The organism is Limibacillus sp. MBR-115 (assembly GCF_040549425.1).
Lineage (GTDB): Bacteria > Pseudomonadota > Alphaproteobacteria > Kiloniellales > CECT-8803 > Limibacillus > Limibacillus halophilus.
Map to the genome: position 1 here is coordinate 237,265 of NZ_JBEPTJ010000005.1, position 16,503 is coordinate 253,767.

General features: G+C 54.1%; 17 protein-coding genes. 14 read left to right on the forward strand and 3 right to left on the reverse strand.

What is annotated here, in order from left to right:
• The first annotated feature begins 76 nt into the window (after nt 1-76).
• The 6 genes from gyrA to ABIE63_RS12415 all read left to right on the forward strand — a co-directional run bounded on the left by gyrA (nt 77) and on the right by ABIE63_RS12415 (nt 6,991).
• Entirely contained in the window at nt 77-2,887 is a 2,811-nt protein-coding gene (gyrA, locus tag ABIE63_RS12390) for a DNA gyrase subunit A (RefSeq protein ID WP_354504799.1), read from the forward strand.
• A 3-nt stretch (nt 2,888-2,890) separates the two neighbouring features.
• Nucleotides 2,891-3,406 carry a pantetheine-phosphate adenylyltransferase gene (gene coaD, locus ABIE63_RS12395; protein ID WP_183416387.1) on the forward strand — a complete coding sequence of 172 codons (516 nt, stop codon included), beginning with the start codon at nt 2,891-2,893 and terminating at the stop codon, nt 3,404-3,406.
• Between the two features lie 768 nt (nt 3,407-4,174).
• Complete coding sequence (locus ABIE63_RS12400; RefSeq protein ID WP_183416388.1) at nt 4,175-4,696, forward strand: TadE/TadG family type IV pilus assembly protein; 522 nt, start codon at nt 4,175-4,177, stop codon at nt 4,694-4,696.
• Nucleotides 4,693-5,142, forward strand: a complete 450-nt coding sequence (locus ABIE63_RS12405; RefSeq protein WP_183416389.1) for a TadE/TadG family type IV pilus assembly protein — start codon at nt 4,693-4,695, stop codon at nt 5,140-5,142. Before ABIE63_RS12400 ends, ABIE63_RS12405 begins: the two co-directional genes overlap by 4 nt.
• A complete protein-coding gene (locus ABIE63_RS12410; RefSeq protein WP_354504800.1) occupies nt 5,123-6,604 on the forward strand; it encodes a pilus assembly protein TadG-related protein in 1,482 nt (493 codons plus the stop codon). Before ABIE63_RS12405 ends, ABIE63_RS12410 begins: the two co-directional genes overlap by 20 nt.
• 174 nt (nt 6,605-6,778) lie before the next feature.
• Nucleotides 6,779-6,991, forward strand: a complete 213-nt coding sequence (locus ABIE63_RS12415; RefSeq protein WP_183416391.1) for a hypothetical protein — start codon at nt 6,779-6,781, stop codon at nt 6,989-6,991.
• Nucleotides 6,992-7,020: 29 nt separating this feature from the next.
• On the opposite strand, the gene ABIE63_RS12420 is transcribed toward ABIE63_RS12415, so the two are convergent.
• The 3 genes from ABIE63_RS12420 to ABIE63_RS12430 form a co-directional block, all read right to left on the reverse strand.
• Nucleotides 7,021-8,214, reverse strand: a complete 1,194-nt coding sequence (locus ABIE63_RS12420) for an MFS transporter (RefSeq protein ID WP_354504801.1) — start codon at nt 8,212-8,214, stop codon at nt 7,021-7,023.
• A gap of 124 nt (nt 8,215-8,338) precedes the next feature.
• Complete coding sequence (locus ABIE63_RS12425) at nt 8,339-9,199, reverse strand: D-amino-acid transaminase (protein ID WP_183416393.1); 861 nt, start codon at nt 9,197-9,199, stop codon at nt 8,339-8,341.
• A 92-nt stretch (nt 9,200-9,291) separates the two neighbouring features.
• Complete coding sequence (locus tag ABIE63_RS12430; protein WP_354504803.1) at nt 9,292-10,005, reverse strand: S24 family peptidase; 714 nt, start codon at nt 10,003-10,005, stop codon at nt 9,292-9,294.
• 124 nt (nt 10,006-10,129) lie between these two features.
• Between ABIE63_RS12430 and ABIE63_RS12435 the strand changes: the two genes are divergently transcribed.
• From ABIE63_RS12435 to ABIE63_RS12470, 8 genes are all read left to right on the forward strand, one after another.
• A complete protein-coding gene (locus tag ABIE63_RS12435; RefSeq protein WP_354504804.1) occupies nt 10,130-10,510 on the forward strand; it encodes a hypothetical protein in 381 nt (126 codons plus the stop codon).
• Nucleotides 10,510-11,313, forward strand: coding sequence for a hypothetical protein (locus ABIE63_RS12440; RefSeq protein ID WP_354504806.1), 804 nt, complete (start codon nt 10,510-10,512; stop codon nt 11,311-11,313). The genes ABIE63_RS12435 and ABIE63_RS12440 overlap by 1 nt, the downstream gene beginning before the upstream one ends.
• Before the next feature lie 400 nt (nt 11,314-11,713).
• A complete protein-coding gene (locus tag ABIE63_RS12445) occupies nt 11,714-11,836 on the forward strand; it encodes a hypothetical protein (protein WP_354504808.1) in 123 nt (40 codons plus the stop codon).
• Nucleotides 11,833-13,404, forward strand: a complete 1,572-nt coding sequence (locus ABIE63_RS12450; protein WP_354504810.1) for a hypothetical protein — start codon at nt 11,833-11,835, stop codon at nt 13,402-13,404. The genes ABIE63_RS12445 and ABIE63_RS12450 overlap by 4 nt, the downstream gene beginning before the upstream one ends.
• 22 nt (nt 13,405-13,426) lie before the next feature.
• The gene (locus ABIE63_RS12455) at nt 13,427-13,633 is read left to right on the forward strand and encodes a hypothetical protein (RefSeq protein ID WP_183416399.1); all 207 of its coding nucleotides are present in this window, start codon (nt 13,427-13,429) and stop codon (nt 13,631-13,633) included.
• Between the two features lie 135 nt (nt 13,634-13,768).
• On the forward strand, nt 13,769-15,385 hold the full coding sequence (locus tag ABIE63_RS12460) for a portal protein (protein WP_354504812.1): 1,617 nt from the start codon (nt 13,769-13,771) through the stop codon (nt 15,383-15,385).
• Nucleotides 15,378-15,671 carry a hypothetical protein gene (locus ABIE63_RS12465; RefSeq protein ID WP_183416401.1) on the forward strand — a complete coding sequence of 98 codons (294 nt, stop codon included), beginning with the start codon at nt 15,378-15,380 and terminating at the stop codon, nt 15,669-15,671. The genes ABIE63_RS12460 and ABIE63_RS12465 overlap by 8 nt, the downstream gene beginning before the upstream one ends.
• On the forward strand, nt 15,661-16,497 hold the full coding sequence (locus tag ABIE63_RS12470; protein ID WP_354504814.1) for a hypothetical protein: 837 nt from the start codon (nt 15,661-15,663) through the stop codon (nt 16,495-16,497). The genes ABIE63_RS12465 and ABIE63_RS12470 overlap by 11 nt, the downstream gene beginning before the upstream one ends.
• The last annotated feature ends 6 nt before the right edge of the window (nt 16,498-16,503 follow it).

Sequence of the window (16,503 nt, forward strand, 5' to 3'; positions counted from 1 at the left end):
GGCCGATTCGGATGCCGTTCCTACCTCCCCGAGGGCCCGCGATTGAGCCTCTAGAACCAGACCGGAAACCAGACCTTTGAGCGACCAGATACCGCAGCGTCCTGCATTCGACATCACGCCCGTCACTATCGAAGACGAGATGAAGCGCTCCTATCTCGATTACGCGATGAGCGTGATTGTAGCGCGCGCCTTGCCCGATGTTCGAGACGGCCTGAAACCTGTTCACCGCCGCATTCTCTATGTGATGAAGGAAGGTGGTTTCGACTGGAACCGTCCCTATCGTAAGTCGGCCCGCATCGTCGGTGATGTGATGGGTAAGTATCACCCACATGGCGATTCTGCGATTTACGACGCAATGGTGCGTATGGCCCAGCCATGGTCAATGCGACAGCTCCTGGTTGACGGACAGGGTAACTTTGGCTCCGTGGACGGCGATCGCCCGGCGGCGATGCGTTACACCGAGGCTAAGCTACAGCGCGTTGCCTCGGAGGCGCTGCTGGAGGACATGGACAAGGAAACGGTGGACTTTGCGCCAAACTACGATGAGTCCACGAGCGAGCCGACGGTTCTACCGGCACGGTTTCCCAATCTTTTGGTCAACGGCGCCGGTGGCATTGCAGTCGGCATGGCGACAAATATTCCTCCCCATAATCTTGGGGAGGTAATTGACGGCTGTTTTGCTTACATAGACGATCCGGATATCTCCGTGGATCGGCTCATGGAATTCATTCCGGGCCCGGATTTCCCGACAGGCGGCATCATTCTTGGGCGCACGGGCATACGCGATGCCTTCCATACCGGACGCGGTTCCGTCGTAACCCGTGGTAAGGCAGAGATCGAGCTGCGCGAACGTGATCGTGAGTCCATCGTTATCACCGAAATTCCCTATCAGGTGAACAAGGCTCGCATGATTGAGCAGATAGCGCAGGCCGTGCGTGCAGGAACGATTGAAGGCGTTGCCGAGTTGCGGGACGAGAGCGATCGCCATGGGATGCGGGTCGTGGTGGACCTCAAGCGCGACGCTATGGGCGATGTGGTCTTGAACCAGCTCTATCGCTTTACGCAGCTCCAGACGTCTTTCGGCGTGAACATGTTGGCCCTCAATGGTGGGCGGCCTGAGTTGATGGGGCTGAAGGACATCGTTGCCGCGTTTGTGGCCTTCCGCGAAGAGGTTATTACGCGCCGCACGATGTATGAGTTGCGCAAGGCTCGCGAACGCGCGCACATCCAACTTGGACTTGCGGTTGCCGTTGCCAACATCGACCCGGTCATCGCCTTGATCCGTGCGGCTGCCGACCCGGAAACCGCCCGTCAGGAATTAATGGCAAAGGACTGGCCGGCCGCTCAGGTTGGCCCGTTGATTGCGCTTGTTGATGAGCCGGGGAGGGCGGTGAGCGATGAAGGCACCTACCGTTTATCGGAGATTCAGGCAAAAGCCATCCTGGAATTGCGCCTGCAGAAACTGACCGGCCTGGAACGGGAAAAGATCGCCGAGGAATTGCAGGGGCTGATCGAGCAGATCAAAGAGTACCTGGCCATCCTGGAATCGCGCGAGAAGCTCCTGGAGGTCCTGCGCGCCGAACTTCAGGATATCAAGGATCGCTACGCCGATCCCCGGCGCACCGAGATCGACGAGCACGCCTTTGATCAAGATGATGAATCCTTAATCCAGCGTGCCGAGATGGTCGTAACAATTACCCATGGGGGTTACATCAAGCGCGTGCCCCTTTCGACCTACCGTGCGCAAAGACGCGGCGGCAAGGGCCGGTCGGGAATGGCGACACGCGACGATGATTTCGTAGCTCAGGTACAGGTCTGTTCTACACATTCACCGCTCTTGTTTTTTACCTCGCGGGGAATGGCATACAAGATGAAGGTCTGGCGGCTGCCGGTTGGCACGCCGCAGGCGCGAGGAAAGGCGCTCGTCAATCTGTTGCCCTTGGAGAAGGGTGAAGCTGTCACGACTTGCTTGGCCTTGCCGGAGGACGAGACGCTCTGGGACGAAATGTCCGTTCTTTTCGCGACCTCCACAGGAACCATTCGACGGAACAAGCTCTCCGATTTTTCCAATATCAGGTCGAACGGCAAAATTGCCATGAAGCTTGATGAAGAGGGTGGCGGATACCTGGTTTCCGTAAAGCTCTGTGAGGATAACGAGGATGTGCTTTTGGCCACGGCCAAAGGAAAGGCTATACGCTTCCATGTTACCGATCTGCGTGTTTTCACGGGCCGCAGTTCGACAGGCGTTCGCGGAATCAAGCTGGGCAAGGATGATGAAGTTATCTCCATGTCAATCCTTGCGAGCAATGCGATCGAAATGGAGGAGCGGACGGCCTATTTGCGTTATGCAGCGGCAAAACGCCGGGCAGATGGCATTGAAGACGACAGCGACACGCCTAGTGTTGATGAGGTGAGCGTTGAATTGGATGCCGACCGAATAGCGGAGCTGGAACAGGCCGAACAATTTGTACTTTCTGTTGCAGCAGATGGATTTGGAAAGCGCACGTCCGCTTATGAATACAGGGTGACAAAGCGCGGCGGGCAAGGGATTGGCAACCTCGACCTTTCCCGAGGGAAAAAACAAACCACAGTTGTTGCTGCTTTCCCGGTCGAACCAGACGATCAGCTAATGCTGGTAACGGACGGTGGCAAGCTAATCCGCATGCCAGTGGAGGGAATAAGGATTGCCGGTCGTACGACACGGGGAGTCACGTTGTTCAGGATTGGTGAAGATGAACGGGTCGTGTCGGTTGCCCGCTTGGGTGAGAGTGGTGAGGAAGAGGATGAAGACGAAACCGAGGATGGTGCCTCACTCGAAGAGATATCCAGTGAATCTGAAGAATTAGCCCCGGAAATCGACGTCGATGAACCTGAGCAGGGGGATTAAGCGATGCAGCGGGAGGAGTTGATAGGAATCTACCCGGGAACGTTCGACCCTATCACGCTCGGGCATCTTGATATTATCAAACGTGGAGCCCGGATGGTTGACCGTTTAATCGTCGGTGTCGCCGGTAACGAGGGAAAAGGGCCCTTGTTTGGGACCGACGATCGCTTGGAAATGGTGCGCCAAGAGCTCGAACAGATTGGCAATGGCAATGCAGTCCTTGAAGTTCGACGCTTCGATAATCTGCTGATGCATTTTTGTCAAAGTGTCGGAGCCAAGCTGATAATCCGCGGGCTGCGTGCCGTATCCGATTTCGAGTACGAGTTCCAGATGGCGGCGATGAACACACGCCTAGACCCGGGAATTGAAACCGTATTTTTAATGGCGTCGGAGCGGCAGCAGTTTATTTCATCCCGCTTCGTTAAGGAAATCGGCAGGCTGGGTGGTGATATCAGAAGTTTTGTCAGCCCGCTTGTTGCAGCACGCCTGGAAGAACGTTTTCGTGGCGATTCTGGGGATTAAGAAACAAGACAGATCCCCGTGTCGATGATTCGTGAGCCAACAAAACGCCTGAATTTCACAATTTTTCCCGTTCAAGCCGTTGATTCAAACCCTCGACTGGTTTACAGACGGCAGGCCTTTTTAGGGCGCGTAGCTCAGTGGTAGAGCAGCTGACTTTTAGTATTGGGAGCCCGTCTTCGGAAACGTAGCGGTGAACAGGCGTCAAATTCGGGGAACCCGTCCGCATTCCAGCAACGGCAATCCCGAGCCAAGCCTCGCAAGAGGAAGGTGTAGAGACTAGACGGCGCCCACCTAAAGCTTCGGCCAAGGTGAAGGGATAGTCCAGACCACGAACCCGAGAGGGGCGGCGAAAGTCGAAGTGGTATGTAATCAGCGGGTCGAAGGTTCGAACCCTTCCGCGCTCACCATATTAAACCCCCGGCATCTTAAGGTGCCGGGGGTTTTTCTTACATGCGAGTGCCAGCTTTCATCCTTGGTTTTTGCTTGAGTGATTTGTGCGGATGATTGTTAAAATATGTAAGATTGTGCTAGAAAAGAGCTACCTGTTGATGACTGCGTTTCGCGAGGCGATTTTGGTTATCGCCTCAGGGAACATTTCCGCGAAACAAAATAAGACCCATCAGGTAATAAAAGTAATTTCTTGAATTCTTTTCGGAGTCGCTGCAATAATCATAGGAATATTGCGTAAAACCTGATGGTTATAGATAAAATTTTATATTTTAGATTATAAGAAAATGGTTAGAAGGTGGTGAGAAACCACCCTAAATCATGAAGATTGAGAAGAGTGACTGTGTGATGCGACTTGGATTAGTCGACCGGTTTCGGAGGCGTGAATCAGGCGCGGTTCTTATCGAACTGTCGCTCGTCGCTCCTATGCTAATCATTACATTTATAGCGATAGCGCAATTTTCTTTCGCTTTTTATGTCGATGCAACTCTGCAGAGCGCCACACGAGCAGCCGTACGATTTGCATCGATGGGGGGCGGCATCACGACTGCCGATACCTATACCACTTGCACGTCGGTAGCCCCAAATTCAGTCGAGAGCAACGCTTGCGACTATATCGCGAACACGAACCTTTTTGGCTTGCTTGGAGATTTTGAAGTAAAAGCCGGGACTTATGCAGGCAATGACGGCGGTACCGGATCGGATACGACGGATGATACGGCCGAAACGGTTCGTGTTTATGCCCGCGTTCTGTTAAGTGACGTGGTTTTCATTGACTTCCGTGGCCTACTGGGGGGCGGTCGCTACATTGAGAGCTTCTCTGCCATGGTGGTGCAGCCATGATGATACGCAAGCTCAAGAGATTCCGTGCCACTTGTCAGGGTGGTGTCATGATAGAGGCGGCCATTGCCGTTCCGCTTTTCATCATCCTGGTATCCAGCATTATCCAGTTAGGCTTCATCGCCAATTCCTATGTGCAAATGCAGGACGCTGTTCGATTTGCCGCACGCGAGATGTCTGTTGGCCGTGTCACGAGTGGCGGTGGCGTTTATACCAACACCTGTGCGTCGGCCAGCGGTCAGGCGGCAACGACTGCGCAGCGAGTTGTTTGTGATCAAGTCAGCGCGCTACCTGGAAATTTCAGTGTGGTGGCCGATCAGAATGCATCGGGTGCATCCCTTGTTCGTTTAACGATCCCGCTAAATGATCTGTTGTTCTTCAACATCAGTTTTCTCGGCGGCGGTGGCACCCTTACAGCGGAGGCTAGCTATGGTAACGAAGAATCCTAACGAGCCGCGGACCTATCCGCGAAGCTTGGCTCGTCGTTTCCTGCGAGGCGATGGCGGGATGGTCCTTATCTGGGTCACGGTACTATTGCCGGTTCTGCTGGGGATTGCCGCGTTGGCGATCGATGCATCCTATATTTTCTCCAACCGCAGCCGCGCACAAGCTGCCGCGGACGCAGCAGCACTCGCCGGCAGCTATCTGGTTGACGGCGGCACGCAAAAAGAAGTTGAGGATGCCGGCTTCGCGGCCGCGCGCGCCAACCTGGCTATTGGCGGCGGATCGGGTATCAACATCGACAGCATCGTGATTGAACGCGGTGTGTGGGATTGCTCGGGTATTGTTTATCCGGCGACCTGCTTCACCGTTACAGGCACGGACCCGACGGCAGTGCGCGCCAGCGTTTCGCTTGGTGACGGTGGCGCCAGCACGGTCCAGCTTTTCTTCGCCAAAGCCATCGGGTTCGGCGATCAGGAGATCAATGTCGACGCCGTGGCCAACGTGATTGGTGGCGGTCCGCCTCAGGATTGCGTGGTTGCCTTGAATGAGCATGATGCCGCAGCTTTCTATATGAACGGCAACAACGACATCAATGCCACAGATTGTAATATTCAGATCGCATCCGACCACCCGACTGCTGCGGCAGAAATCAACGGAGGCGCTTCCAACATTACGATTACCGGCGGTACCTTTAACGTCGATGGTGCTTACAGCGGAAAGACTGGCGTCGTTAACCCGGAGCCAGTTGAAGGCGCTGGTTGCGCACCGAACTGCAATCCCTATTCGGGTCTTAATCCGATCCATGAACTGCTGCAGGATATCGCTTATGCACCGGCAGGGGGGAGCTACGACCAGGTGAGCCCGCCTTCCGGGTTCCAATGTACCTCGGGCTCCGTTGGATCGCCGACCGCTATTACCGGCGGAACAGCGCTGACTCCCGGTGTTTACTGCGGCGGTATAACTGACTTTGGGAGCGGTACCGCCACCATGGCGCCGGGAACCTATGTCATGCTTGATGGTCCGTTGGATACAAACGCCGTCATACTGGACGGCACGGCCGGGGTTACCATCGTCATGGTCGACACCGGTGGCGATGCAGATTCCTACGTTTCCAGCAGTGGTAATGCCGGCTTTAACCTGACGGCGCCGGATGCCGCGAGTGGCAGCCCCTTTGGCGGATTCATTATCTGGGAGGCCATCACGAACCCGAAGAGTGCTGATCCCAATGATTGGAAGATATCCGGGACTCCCAATAGCGATCTGATTGGCGCTATCTATACACCGAATGCCTGGTGGTCTTTCCGGGGTGATGTGAACCAGGGTGCCGGTGGCGCCGATTGCTTCCTCGTAATCTCGGATAAACTTGATTTCCGAGGCGGTACACAAACTGATTTCTCCGCAGCAGGATGCGGTGGGTTTGGCGGAACCCCGCTGTTCACGGATGATCGCTACGCACTCGTCCAGTAGAACCAGCGCTTAATCGTGTGAATGGGGCGGCTCGAGTAATTGGGCCGCCCTTTTTCTGTTCAGGATAAGCGACACAAAATTAAACAACAAAAAGACATTTGTTTAAAATTTTTCGCAAATAAACGATAATCAAACGAACAATAAAGAAGCACTAGACGTGAGTGGGAGGGAAAGATGAAATTCGATTTAGGCTTGGTTGCATTGATCGTGGCTTTTGGCCACATCATCTTCTATGCGATCCACAGCGCTCTTAGCCGCAACAGGACGACCGATGCCTTGGTTCGCTTGCGTGAGCTTGAGAGACGTTTCAAGAATCAGGCAGATCAGTGCAACAGCGACCACGATAAGATTGTTGACCTGGAGATCGAACTCAACAACGTACGCTAGGTCTGTGCCGTTCTCTTTCCCCGGCTGATCTAAAAGCGCCGCGGCAGGTTCCGTACGATCTGAGTCATGCCCAGAGTGTAGAGTCCAAGCAGGACGAAGTAAGCAGGCAAGGGTAGGGCAATCAAAACCAAGCCTGCTGCCGCTGGTGCTACGATATCGGAGACATCACGATAGGTTATGAATATGGGCGTCATGCGTGTCCGCTCGAGTGGCTTCACCATGCGAAGGAATGTCAGGTTTCCATAGATATCAAGCAACACTACGAACAAGGCGCAGAACAACAATAGCGCCATAGCCGAGAAGGGCGAGAACCAGGCCGCGACGCCAGCTGCAATATTGATGATGCCGGTGAACGCATAGGCCAGAATCAGTGCGCGGCGTATGCCAAGATAATTACCAACGCGTTTGAGCACCGGAACAAGAAAAAGAAGGCCATTTGCCGCCGATACCAGAAGCGCGCATGTTTCCGGAGAGAGTCCGGATTCGACGCCGAAAACCGGTAGATAAGTGAAAAAGGAGACCCACCAAACCGAACGGCCGAGCGCTATAAGCCACGCGCGTCGCAAGGGCTTTCTCCGGATGAAGGGAATGATGCTGCCAAAGGGAGTTTCCGGCTTTTGCCGCGCCGGCACGATCACGCTCCCTTCGCGTAGTCTCAAATACCAGAAGTAGGCGAGTTGAATCAGCGCGGCGATACTGCTCAAGATGAATGGAAGCCATTCCATTATGGACCAGAGGTACACCCCCAACCATGGCCCAAGCGTCCAGGCTGCGGCACTGAACAACAACCGGATCGGTTCCATCTCATTCAAAGCCCGCCCCTTTATGTGATCCAATACATAGAGGTTTAGGCAAATCGCGCCGCAGGCAGTGCCAAATATACGAATGAACATGCCAAAACTGACGCCGGTGAACATACTGGTACCGATCAGAAGCGGCGCGGCCGCAAGGCAAATTAACCCGATGGTGTAGGCACCCCGTCTAGAAATGAAGCGGATTAGTGAAACGATGCAAAGGTTGGCCACCAGACCGCTAAGTCCAACAACCAAATACAGATAGGAAAGGTCCGTGGCGCTACCGGTCACCTTGAGCACCTGCAAGGGCAGGATGGTGGAAAGCAGCGCCCGATTTAGCGACTCAAGCGCGAAAATCAACGCAAAGGATTTTGCTCCCGCTTGGCCAAGGGCGTGGATCCAATCGGGGTGTCGTACGTGAAGCGCCACGAAATTCTACCAAAATGGAATAAACATGACCCTAACCTGCTACAGGATGCGAGGGCTTGCTCGTCTCCTGGCGACAAGTTCCTGCCGTTATAGCGGAAAAGGTAGGGCGACAGCCTCGCAACAACTAAGCCGCGTCAATCAGTGCCATTGCGGCTTCGATGTAAAGACCGCGCAGGCGAACAGAGACGGGACCTGGGGCGCCATTGTGCAGAATCCTGCCATCAATCTTAACCACCGGCATAACGAATCCTGTCGCGCTGGTTGAAAAAGCTTCAGCAGCTTCGTAGGCCTCTTCTGGGGTAAAGGCGCGCTCTTCAAGCAACAAACCCTCACGTTCGACTAGCGCTAACACAGCTTTGCGGGTTATGCCGTGAAGAATGTCATTACTGAGATTCCGCGTAATGATTTTCCCGTCTTGCGTAACGATGAAGGCATTGTTGGACGAGCCCTCGGTTACAAATCCGTCTTGCACCATCCAGGCATCATCGGCGCCTTCATCAAGTGCGGCTTGCTTAGCAAGGGATTGGGCCAGCAGACCGACCGTCTTGATATCTCTGCGGCTCCAACGAATGTCTGGCACAGTTATAACCGAGAGACCTTTCTTCGCCTTCGGGCTATCGAGGATGCTAAGCGTTTGAGTGAATAGGACGATGCTCGGCTTTGCGTCTTTCGGAAACGCAAAATCCCGGTCAGCGGCTCCGCGTGTCACTTGAAGGTAGATCATGCCTTCCTGGAGCCGGTTCCTTTCGATCAGTTCGTTCTGGATAGCCACAATCTCGTCAACAGGCATCGGCAAAGAGATACGCAATTCGGAAAGAGATCGCTGCAACCGCACCAAATGCCCGTCGTTGTCAAACATTTGGCCTTTCAAGACCGGGCTGACTTCATAAACGCCGTCGGCAAAAAGAAAACCTCGATCGAAAATCGAAACTGTCGCGGATTCCTCGGGTAAGAACTCACCGTTTACATACACAATCCGGGACACGGGCAAACCTCCGGTGGGGAAGAGTAATAGTCAATTTATACGCGACATAGTGCTTAAAACAGCCGGCAATGCAAGACTGCTTCTACTACGGGCTAATAACCGTAGTAAGCACCAACGACAAGATGCAGGCCAGCAACTCTATCGCGTGGCACCGAAAATGTTTTATCCGGATTCAGTTGGCGAAGAGTCACGTTATCTACTGTGACGGAAACCAGTTCCTTTATGTAAGCTTCATGATCATCGATATCAGATAGCATGACCAAAAGCACATCCGCACCTCGGCGAACCGGTCTTTGCGGATGAATTAGAAGAAGGTCGCCTTGCCGGTAGCGCGGCTCCATCGAATCATTAACCACATACATCGCAAATGCGCTCGGCACACCGGCAAGTGGTGCAGGGCGTTCAATCCATTCGATAGGATCGTAACTCACCATCATACCGTCAGGACCGCCCTGGGCGCTTGCGTAGACAGGAAGATCTCTGCCGCCGCCACCCATTGCTTGCGGGAAAGCAGCGTTACCACGTGGCGCCTCCGACAAACCGCCTAATTCGCCACGGTGAGGCGACATGAGCGGCGTGTCTGAATCGGTGCCAGGCCCCATCACCACTCTGCGACCCTCATGCAACGCAACAGGTTCTAAACCTAAAGCATTTGCTAGTTCCACGAGATAGCGGGGGCGACGAACCTCCCCAGCTTCCATTTGCTGGACAGCTTGGGCGGAGACGCCGACGCGCCGGGCCAGTTGCGGCTGGGATAGACCGATCTCGCGCCGGCGCTGGCGAACGATTTCAGCAAGTTTTGTCATGGCTTCTTTCCTACAACGTTACCTGATGAAAATCTTTACAAAAAACATAGTTAACAAACAACAAGTTTCTTTTATTATATCGGCCAACAATTGCTATAAAACTAGGATAAGGGATTAGCGCCCTATGCATGAATTCAAGAATCTGGGCCTCACATTCGTGTCTGGTACCGAAATATACGCCGGTTTGTTAGTGGATGCCGGATTTGCTTTTGATGTCGGGCATCTACTTAGTGTCGTGCAAAACACACTTGTGCTGCCGGCACCTGCAGAACGCGCTGCTGCTTTAGACAGCGAACCATTCATAGCAACTTGCCAGTGGATTGATGGGGACCCGCATTGGAGCGATACCTGCAAATGCGGTGCGCCTGCGACCGAAGGCACGGCGTGGTGCAAAACCCATCTAAGCCGTGTTTTTGAGCCACTCAAATCAATGAATAAGACCGTCTCACCGTTGCCTGAAGGCTCTATGGCGACAACGGCGTCACAGGCACTGGGGGGCATTTGATGTCCAAGCCACTCTTATATGACACGGAGATAGGTGACTGCTCCTTGGAGCCTTACGTCAGATACTACGCCGAGGATATTGGGAGTTTGCTGGCTATCGCTAACGTGGCCCTGCTACTGAACCTTCCTGGTGTGCAAAAAGAACTAAGAGAGCTTCGTAAGCGATGTCGTGCGCGCGTTTTGGCGAACAGTGAAGTGATAGCTGGGGCCGCTAGTACCAAGGTCGGGATGGATCAATTTCATAAAATTTTGGGAGCAACCGAAAGGCAAGCGAAGCGATTGCTCAAAAGCCCAATATCGCAGCAACCGTGGGGGTCTGGCGACATGCCCACGCCACAAACAAGGTCCAAGCTTCGGCGGGATTGGCTTGCGATGTGGCGGATGTCAGGGCAGGCAAGTGAAGAGGAGGCCAAAGCAATCGATTGTCTCGTGCCCATTTGGTTCAAGGTAAGGAAAGGAATGGCCGGTGCTTCGGTGGATCCTTCGCGGTTGCTGACAGGAAAGGTTCGAAAATCCTATCTGCAACCCTTAGAGCGGCTCGAAGGAAGAGACTCCGTCATTGCGCTGAAGGTGTGGCTACCCTGGATTCGTCTGCTCCAGGAAACACCAGCAATCAGAAGCAATCTTGCAAAAATTACCAAGCTGGAGATCGTCGAAAGTTTTATCTTTGATGGGGCGTCCGCCAGCCAGATTGATCGCCGGTATGGTCTAGTGAAAGGTGGCTCCTTGGTCATTCTACGTCATGCATTACAAGATTTTTACCATGAAGCAACAAAACTGGTTGACAATCTAGATAACCTATAGTACTTTACAAGGCACGGCGAAGAGTGTCCGGAAAATAATTATCGCCTCTAGGCGTTTTATCCTAAGCACCTCCGGATTGTGCCGCTCCAGACACCCCTACATCGATAATCGCAACGGACTCGATTCCAGGGCGGGACAGGGATTTGGCGATCTGTCTGCTTTGTGTGGCTCGGTATATCCATAGCAAGCCGGCGCGTAAACACGAAGATTGCGGCTGAAATGCCCAGCGAGAAATCGCCTTTGTGCGCATAAACCGATGGGACCGGAAATGACCAAATCAAAAAATACCGATAGCCCTACCAGACACATGGACAGGGGCAAGAGAACGACTGTTATCAGTACTAAAGGTGTAACACCGCTCGGCTACATGCTGTCGGTACTATCGGACGAAGGAGCCGACGTGAAACGGCGAGATGATATGGCTAAGGCAGCCGCGCCTTACATCCACCCTCGTTTGGCCAGTCTCGATCACAGTGGCCAGCTTTCGCTATCTCATGAGGAAGCTCTGGATGAACTTTCATGAGCGCAGGATTGGACTCTAAGGAAGCGATCATTCGACGGCGGCTGCGCGATGATCTTTTACATTACGCCAGGCGTTGCTTGAAAATTAGAACCAAAGCCGGTGGCGCGACGGAATTGCAGTTCAACCGGGCCCAACAACTTCTACATAAACACGCTGAGGCGCAATTGGGACGTATCGGACGTGTCCGGCTCCTTGTCTTGAAAGGGCGCCAGATGGGTGTGTCCACCTATATAGAAGCGCGGCTTTACTGGAAAACAAGCCATCGTCGCGGTGTCAGAGCTTTTATCCTCACTCATCGCGATCAGGCAACTCAAAACCTGTTCACGATGGCAAAACGGTTTCATGCAAGTTGCCCACGGCCGGTTCGTCCCCGCACCGGGGCTTCAAACCTTCATGAACTGGTTTTTAAGGACCTAGATAGCGGATATCGGGTTGCGACGGCCAAAGCGCCTGGAGTAGGGCGCTCGGACACCATCCAGTACTTCCATGGTTCCGAAGTTGCGTTCTGGCCCAACGCAGAGGAGCACATGGCAGGCGCCCTACAGGCTGTTCCTGAAGTCAATGACTCTGAGATTTGGCTGGAAAGCACTGCAAACGGCAGTGGGGGCTTGTTCTATGATCTTTGCCGATCGGCCGAGAAGGGCCTTGGCGACTATGAGTTGGTGTTCTTGCCCTGGTATCTCGATCCTTTCTATCGTCGGGTGCCACCGAAGAATTGGCGACCGCCAACGGCTTTCGAAAGCTATGGGCAACGCCATCAACTGTCACCAGATCAGATTTATTGGGCCTACTGCAAGAATGCAGAACTCGCAATGGCAACCCGAACCTCGCCGGAGACCTTCTGCTGGAAATTCAAACAGGAATATCCGGGTTCAATCCAAGAAGCGTTCCAGAGCGATAGCGGGGCGTCTTTCATATCCTCCGAAATCGTTGAGAAGGCACGTTTGGCACAGCTTCCGGAACCGGGCCCAGTGGTTCCCTTAGTGCTTGGGGTGGACGTTGCCAGGGGCGGTGGTGATTTCACCCGAGTCATAGATCGACACGGTCGGCGTTATGGACATCGGATAAATCAAAGAATCGATAGCCGGGATCTGATGCAAATAGCCGGTATAGTTGCTCGGCAGATTGAGCGGATCCAACCGGATCGAGTCTTCATCGATGCAACAGGTGGTTATGGCTCAGCGGTTGTAGATCGCCTCTGTGAACTGGGATTTGGTGACGTTGTGCTTGGTGTCGAGTTCGCAGGCCGGGCCAATGATGATTCGGTGTACGCAAACAAGCGCGCTGAAATTTGGGGGCGGCTGCGCGACCACCTCAATGAGCCCGGGGGCTGTGATCTTGCCGATGACGAGGAATTGCATCGGCATATCTGTGCACCCGGCCATCGCTTTGATTCATCGGGACGTCTTCTCCTTGAAGGAAAAGATAAAATCAAATCGCGCCTTGGGTTCTCACCCGACGCCGGGGATGCCGCCGCGCTTACCCATGCCGAACCAGTCCGCAAGTTCAAGCCACGTTTTAGCGCCGCAAGAACTGCGGAAATCGATGAACGTGTTTTCTCAGACTGAAGCAGAATGAAAGGATCATATAATGTCCGGCCTTTTCTCGAAGCCAAAGACTCCGCCGACGCCGCCACTACCACCAGCCCCGCCGGTACGCACCAATGAAGAAGCACGGCAGGCGGGGTCGGATGAACGCCGTCGCAGACTCCTTGCTGGCGGACGCCAAAGCACTATTCTGACGAGCGGCCTGGGCGTAACAGGGGGCGGGAACGGCAAGGACCTCCTGGGACAGTAGTAAGCGGTCGCCTGTATCTGCCGCCAGGCGCACATAAAAAACAAAAATCGAGACACAAGGCCGCTTCCAACCGGAACGCGGCCATTTCTCTGCCGATCAACCCGGCACCAGTAAGACACAAAGAAGGAAGCGAAGATGGCAGTGACGGCACAAGCCCTCATAGCGCGCCATGATATTTTGGCCGCGGAGAGAGAAAATTGGGAGAGCCTTTGGCAGGAAATCGCCGAACGTGTGCTTCCCAGACAAGCGGACTTCAGCATCCGTCGATCACCCGGAACTAAGAGAACTGAAAAGATCCTTGACGCTACGGCACCGCTTGCATTGGAGAGATTTGCCGCCGCGATGGAGGCGATGCTGACACCACGAGGTGCCCGATGGCATAGACTTCAAGCAAATGACGACTCTTTAAATCGAAACCCCAGCGTTCGCCGTTGGTACGACCAAGCCGCAGATACCCTATTCCGGGAGCGCTACAGCCCAAGCGCAAACTATGCAAGCCAGCAGCACGAAGTTTATATGAGCCTGGGCGCATTCGGCACAGGTGTACTCAACGTCGAAGAGGGATTGGGCGGCGGCCTTTCTTACCGCGCTTTGCATCTTGGAGAATGTTTGATTGCCGAAAACCACCAAGGTCGCGTGGATACGCTGTTCCGTAATTTTGAAATGACGGCGCGGCAAGCGCGGCAACGGTGGCAGGATTCGCATCTTCCAGAAAGTTTGTTGCGTTCGGCGGAAATGGACCCAGACCGGCGTTTCACGTTCTTACATGCCGTTTATCCTCGAGAAGAACGTGATCCCAAGCGGCAGGACAAACTGCATATGCCTTTTGCGAGCGTAGTGCTGCTTCGTGAGCCGCAACACATTGTCTCGGAGGGAGGATTTGAGGAATTCCCATTCATGGTGAGCCGATACGTGACAGCTCCACGTGAGACATACGGCCGGTCGCCAGCGATGCTCGCCCTACCTGATATCAAGATGTTGAATGAAATGGAGAAGACGAATGCGCGGGCCGCTCACCGGCTAGTGGATCCTCCATTGCTGCTCCATGACGACAACCTTCTCAGCCGCTTTAGCCTGCGGCCCGGGGCACTAAAACTTGGCGGCGTTGATGGCCAGGGACGGCAGCTGGTTCACCCTCTCACGACCGGTTCTCAACCTCAGTTTAGCTTGCAAATGACCGAACAAAAGCGGGGTGTGATAAACGACGCCTTCCTGGTGACGCTGTTTCAGATACTGGTCGATGCACCAAGAATGACGGCAACGGAAGTTCTCCAACGTGCACAGGAAAAAGGGGCGCTTCTGGGGCCTGCTGTTGGACGCCAACAGTCGGAAGCGCTGGGTCCCATGATCGAGCGAGAGCTCGCAATACTTCAGCGCACCGGCAAACTTCCCCCACTGCCGCCTGCGCTGATCGAAGCGCAAGGCGAGTACCGCATTGAGTATGATGGCCCCTTGAGCAGGGCACAGCGGGCGGAAGAAGGAGTGGCAATTGCCAGAACCGCGGAGGCGTTGCTACCCATGGTGCAGTTTGCGCCAGATATCATGGACAACTTTGACGGCGATGAGATTAGCCGGGTTATTGCCGAGGCCAACGGTGTATCCGCAAAGGTCATTCGGTCTGTCGAATCGCGTGAATCGCTGCGCGCGCAGCGCAAGCAAGCCACAGAGCTACAAGAAGTGGTAACCGCGGCGCCAGGCACTGCGTCGGCTTTGGAGAAAATCTCTCGCCTTCAGGGAGGTTCAAATGCCTGATCTGTCGAATGTTCTGGCGCAATTGCTTTTCCGTAGGCGCAGATCCTATCGGGCACTGTTCTTGACGGAGGGCGGCAGCTACACCCGAAACGCTCGACAGGTGCTGGCGGACCTTCGTCGTTTTTGCAGAGCAACCGACACTCCCTTTGCGGCAAGCCAAGCGGAGACTCTTAGAAATGTGGGGCGATTGGAAGTTCTCAATCGGATCCTCAGCCATTGCGAAGCCAGCGAAGAGGATATCTACAGGATGGTTGAAACCATTGAAGGGCAGGAACATGACGGATAGCGCCAGAAACCCGGTAGACAATGGTGTAGATTCTTCTGACATTGAAGAGAGCCTTTTAGAGCGGTCTCCCGCCAGTGGCGATAACTGGCGAAACGGAGTTCCAGAGAACATCAGGGATGAACCATGTCTATCGCGGTTCAAGGATGTGGCTGCGCTAGCAAAATCCTATGTGGCCGCCCAAAAGCTCATTGGAGCTGAAAGGATTGCAGTCCCGAAAGGAGAAGACGAGGCTTCCTGGGAGCAACTTTACGACCGGTTAGGACGACCAGCTACGCCGGAGGAATACAAACTAAACGCCGAAACGACAGTTAAAATAGACCCCCACACAGAGATGTGGTTTCGGAACACCGCTCATCAGATCGGCCTTAGCGAAAAGCAAGCCGTACGTTTGAAGTCCGCTTGGGAAGAAATGGTTCAAGCACGTGGCCAAGAGCAGGCAATCAGCCAGGAAGAGGCCCAAAAACTACTCGACCACGAGATGCGTCAGGAATGGGGGAGCGTGTTTGAGCAAAAACATCGCGCTGCCATGAGAGCTGTTCACCGGTTCGCTGATGGAGAGGTTGTTAGTCACCTTGAGACCCTGATGGGATCTAAATCAGCGCTAAAGTTTTTCTCCGCTGTTGGCGAAGCCATCAGTGAGGATCGCGTTGAAGGTAGTGGCAAGCCGGGATTCAAGCCTGATCCCGCAGAGGCAAGGGCTCAATTGGACTCACTGCATCGTGACACCCAAGCAACGGAGGCGTTGCTGGACCGTGATCACCCGCGTCACACCGAATACCGGGACCTTCGCAGGAAGCTCTATCGCCATGCCTATCCGGAGGAGTGATCTTAA